Consider the following 4,212-nt stretch of genomic DNA (forward strand, 5'->3'; position numbering starts at 1 on the left):
CAATCCACATTCGGTAGCTGTGACCGGGAAGCTTTTCCTTAAGCAGAGATTTCACTGACGTCCATATCTGGTCCATTTAAAAAATAAATTCCCTTCAGCAGCAGTTAAGATTACTTGCAAGCTTTAAATAAACAGCCAACTATTGGTTCAAATATGAAGCTGTTGGTTAATTACCAGGGGTTTTCAGAAAGGCAGCCGCAAATTTCGACGACTGGCGAGTTATTTACAAAATAGGGTGTCCGAAGTCAATGTTGAAGACGGTCGGTTAATCAAATTGCTGACACGATGACCGCAAAGATTTTTTAGTATAATATTTTCTATTAGTTGTCGTGTTTTTACCGAGCAACTGCTTCGAAATACAAGGTTTTTCAAACCCGTTATTTTTCCATAAGCATTTTAAGCAGATCGGGAGTTATCAACAATTTACAAACAATCGGTAAACTCTGTTTTTCTTTGATTTATTTATTTTTTCTCTTTTTTTCTTTTTTATTTCTTTATTCCAATCCAAGACGGCGAGGATCGAATCAAACATCGGCCATGCGCCCTAACCGCTGTTTCCGGGAGATGCAGGGGCGTCCGCTATCGGTCGCACCCGTGACTGATGGTGGCTCACGGGAGGGTCGAAAACCTGCTGGAAACCGGGATAAAAGGAAAGCAATTTACAAACCTGGATCGGCTAAGTATGATAGCCGAATTTCTGAAACCATCAACCCAGCCGAACCCGTGACGACCATAAATGCAATCACCATTGAAGGGGCCAGGCAGCACAATCTGAAAAACATCAGCCTGCGCTTGCCCCGCAACCAACTGGTGGTGATCACCGGACTTTCCGGCTCCGGTAAATCCACCTTGGCCTTCGACACCCTGTATGCCGAGGGCCAGCGCCGCTATGTGGAATCGCTGTCCACCTATGCCCGGCAATTTCTGGAACGCCTTGAAAAACCCGATGTGGACCTGATCGAGGGCCTCTCTCCGGCCATTGCCATCGAGCAGAAAACCGCCATCCACAACCCCCGTTCGACGGTGGGCACGGTAACCGAAATTTATGATTTTATCCGGCTGCTTTACGCAAGGGCCGGAATCGCCCATTGTTTCCAGTGCGGAAAACCGATCCTTTCCCAAACCATCGACGAGATGGTGGAAGCGGTCATGCAACGGCCGGAAGGTTCCCGGCTCATGGTCCTCGCACCGCTTGCGAATGAGACGGCGGGCAGCTGCAAGGGGCTGCTGAAACGATTGAGAAAAGACGGATTTGCCCGGGTGCGCATCGATGGTAAGATCCACGGGTTGGACACTGCCGTCGATCTCTCCAACGCCCTATCCCCGCAAATCGATGTGGTGGTCGACCGGCTGATTCTCAACCCGGGAATCCGCAACCGCCTGGCAGACTCCATGGAGCTGGCCATTGCTCGATCCGAAGGACAGGTAGAAGTGGCATTTGTCGGCCATCGCCTGGAGGAGGTCAAAGAGGCCCTGCACTTTAGTGAAAACGCCGCCTGCAAACGCTGTGGCGTCAGCTATCCCGAACTGTCACCGGCCAGTTTTTCCTTCAACTCGCCCCACGGCGCCTGCCCGCATTGCGATGGGTTGGGCGCGATCAAGCGCTTTTCGCCCCTGCAGATCGTACCCAACCCCGACCTCTCCTTAAGAGAAGGAGCGCTCACCGTCTGGGCCCATCGCCACTCGGTCGCCTTTGGTGAGTTTCTGGAAGATCTCACCGCCTTTTACGGAGTGGACATCTATACCGCCTACCGCGACCTCCCTGAGGCGTTCACAACCGTGCTCATGCACGGTTCTGGCGACCAGCGGATCCCCTTTACCTCCCATGAAAACGGTGGCCTAAAAAAAGTGTTGAAACCCTTTAAAGGCATTATCCCGCATTTACAGCAGCGGTATGCCCAAGCGGAATCATCGGCTGAGAAGAACACCCTGAACGACTACATGGCGGAATCACCGTGCACCCACTGCAAAGGTTCCCGACTGCGCAGGGAGAGTCGTCATATAAAGATCAATGGAGTGTCCGTGGGGGATTTGACCGCTCGATCAATCGCCGATCTGCAGACGTTTTTCGACGCCTTCCGGCCCGATGGCAAACGCGGCGTGATTTCCGAAAAAATCATCAAGGAGATTACCGCTCGCCTGGCATTTTTAAATGATGTGGGCCTTTCCTATCTGACCTTGGACCGGCCGGCCCACACCCTCTCCGGTGGAGAGAGCCAGCGAATCCGTCTGGCCACCCAGATCGGCGCCAAATTGACCGGCGTGCTCTATGTATTGGACGAGCCCAGCATCGGTCTGCACCAACGCGACAACGAGCGTCTGCTGGGCACGCTGATCAATATGCGGGACATGGGCAATTCGGTGCTGGTGGTTGAGCATGACGAAGAGACGATCCTGGCTGCGGACCACGTCGTCGACATGGGGCCCGGTGCCGGCATCGACGGCGGCCATGTGGTCTATCAAGGAACACCGGCGCTGATGCTCGAAGACGACCGGTCCTTGACGGGCAGATACCTCTCCGGCAGGCTGAAAATCGAGGTGCCGGCCAAACGACGGTCCGCCGGCCAAGGAGACATCCGCATTGTCGGGGCACGTCAGAACAACTTGAAGAACATCGACGTGTCCTTCCCCACCGGGGTGTTCACCTGTGTCACCGGTGTCTCCGGTTCGGGCAAATCCACCCTGGTGCTGGAGACCCTTTACCGGGCAGCCATCCGCAGCCTTCGACAGCTCAGCCTGCTTGCCGGCCACTATGAGCGGATCATCGGCCTTGAGAAGATCAACAAGGTCATCGACATCGACCAATCCCCCATCGGCAAGACGCCCCGATCCAACCCCGGCACCTATACGGGATTGTTTACGCCGATCAGGGATCTTTTCAGTCGGACCCCGGAAGCCAGAATGCGGGGCTACAAACCCGGCCGGTTCAGCTTCAACATCCGCGGCGGTCGCTGCGAAGCCTGCGAAGGGGACGGCATCATCCGCATCGAGATGCATTTTCTACCCGACATCTATGTCCCCTGCGACGTCTGCAAGGCCAGGCGATACAACCGGGAGACCCTGGAAATCCGCTATAAAGGCAAGAATATCGCCGAGGTGCTGGACATGACCGTCGACCAGTGCCTGGCCATGTTTCAAAACATCGATGTTATCCGGTCCAAACTGCAAACCCTGGTGGACGTCGGACTCGGCTATGTTCCCATCGGCCAATCGGCCACGACACTCTCCGGAGGCGAGGCCCAACGGATCAAACTAGCACGGGAACTGAGCAAACGGGGCACCGGAAACACCCTTTACATACTCGACGAACCCACCACGGGACTGCATCCCGACGACATCCGCAAGCTGCTCGGGGTATTGAATCGTCTGGTGGATGCGGGCAATACGGTGGTGGTCATCGAGCACAATTTGGATGTGATCAAAACCGCCGATCATGTCATCGATTTAGGACCCGAAGGAGGCGACGACGGCGGGGTTGTGGTGGCAGCCGGCACACCGGAAACCATCTGTGAGGTGAAAGAATCCCACACGGGCCGATATCTTAAAAAGGTTCTGGGTTCAGGGTTCTGAGTTCGGGGTTATGGCTCATATGAAGAATCGACCACCGTTGGGCACAAAACCCTGAACCCAAACGTAAAAAGGGCCACTGCGAAACGGCAGCGGCCCTTTTCATGTTTTGCTCTGGCAGGTTAGGACTTATTTTGCGAACAGCGCGGCAATGGCGCCTGCCTGGGGATGTGCGTAGATCAGGATCAGGGACACGACGAGTGCGTAAATACACAGGGACTCGATCATGGCCAGACCGATCAGCATGGTCACGGTGACCTTACCGGAAGATTCGGGATTCCGGGCGATACCTTCAACGGCGGACTTCAAGCCCATGCCCTGTCCGATACCGCAACCGAAGGCGGCCACTGCAATACCAAAACCAGCTGCTGTCACACACGCGATGAAAAACTGCAATGCTTGAGCTTCCATATCCTACACTACCTCCTTTAAAAGATTGATAATTAGGGCTTCTTCCAGTTACCCCAAAAACGATTGAACGCAAGCCGATTCGCCGTTGTATGATTGATCCGTATCGGCGAATCGACGGTATTCCCTCTAGCGATTCCCCATCAGTGGGCGTGTTCCATGGCCCCGGAGAAGTAAATGATGGACAGGAGAAAGAAAACGAATCCCTGAACGAAGGCAACGAAAATGCCCAGAGCC

At 54.3% G+C, this 4,212-nt stretch carries 2 protein-coding genes; one reads left to right on the forward strand and one right to left on the reverse strand.

The annotated features are described in order from the left end of the window. The first annotated feature begins 723 nt into the window (after nt 1-723). Nucleotides 724-3,570, forward strand: a complete 2,847-nt coding sequence (uvrA, locus tag ABYV26_RS21930; protein WP_372683491.1) for an excinuclease ABC subunit UvrA — start codon at nt 724-726, stop codon at nt 3,568-3,570. A 126-nt stretch (nt 3,571-3,696) separates the two neighbouring features. Here uvrA and atpE read toward each other — a convergent pair whose 3' ends face one another. Next, nucleotides 3,697-3,978, reverse strand: a complete 282-nt coding sequence (gene atpE / locus ABYV26_RS21935) for an ATP synthase F0 subunit C (protein WP_372683492.1) — start codon at nt 3,976-3,978, stop codon at nt 3,697-3,699. Nucleotides 3,979-4,212: the final 234 nt, after the last annotated feature.

Origin of the sequence: Desulfosarcina sp., from assembly GCF_041551955.1 — a bacterium.
Lineage (GTDB): Bacteria > Desulfobacterota > Desulfobacteria > Desulfobacterales > Desulfosarcinaceae > Desulfosarcina.

Bases quoted from the DNA above. Each gene is read 5' to 3' on its own strand.
- atpE (WP_372683492.1), bottom strand. From the start codon at position 3,978: ATGGAAGCTCAAGCATTGCAGTTTTTCATCGCGTGTGTGACAGCAGCT.